Source organism: Chroococcidiopsis sp. TS-821, assembly GCF_002939305.1.
GTDB lineage: Bacteria > Cyanobacteriota > Cyanobacteriia > Cyanobacteriales > Chroococcidiopsidaceae > Chroogloeocystis.
Window position 1 is genome coordinate 1 of sequence record NZ_MVDI01000031.1, and the last position, 542, is coordinate 542.

The window sequence follows — 542 nt, forward strand, 5'->3', positions numbered from 1 at the left end:
CGGAAATAGACACCCCCCTCCCAACTGACCCGGTAGACAACACGCCGCCAACTGACCCGGTAGACAACACGCCACCAGCGGACGCCGAAACGCCATTACCACCAGACCCGGTAGACAACACCCCGCCAACTGCCCCAGTTGACAACACGCCACCAACCGTTCCGGTAGACAACACCCCGCCAACTGACCCGGTAGACAACACGCCACCAGCGGACACCGAAACACCACTACCAACTGACCCGGTAGACAACACGCCGCCAACTGACCCGGTAGACAACACGCCGCCAACTGACCCGGAAGACAACACGCCACCAACGGACACCGAAACACCACCACCAACTGACCCGGTAGACAACACGCCACCAACGGACAAAGAAACGCCACCACCAACTGACCCGGAAGACAACACACCACCAACGGACCACGCAACAACACAACCACCGGCGCCTGCCGACAACACGCCAACAACCCAACATGTTGAGCCAATCCCCCCAACAAACCTGGAACAATACACGACACCAACGACCAAGGAAGCCACAAAA

At 59.0% G+C, this 542-nt stretch carries 1 pseudogene; it reads right to left on the reverse strand.

Annotated elements, in window-relative coordinates:
- Positions 1-460, reverse strand: a pseudogene (locus tag B1A85_RS23735) (hypothetical protein); the annotation flags it as partial.
- Between the last annotated feature and the right edge of the window lie 82 nt (positions 461-542).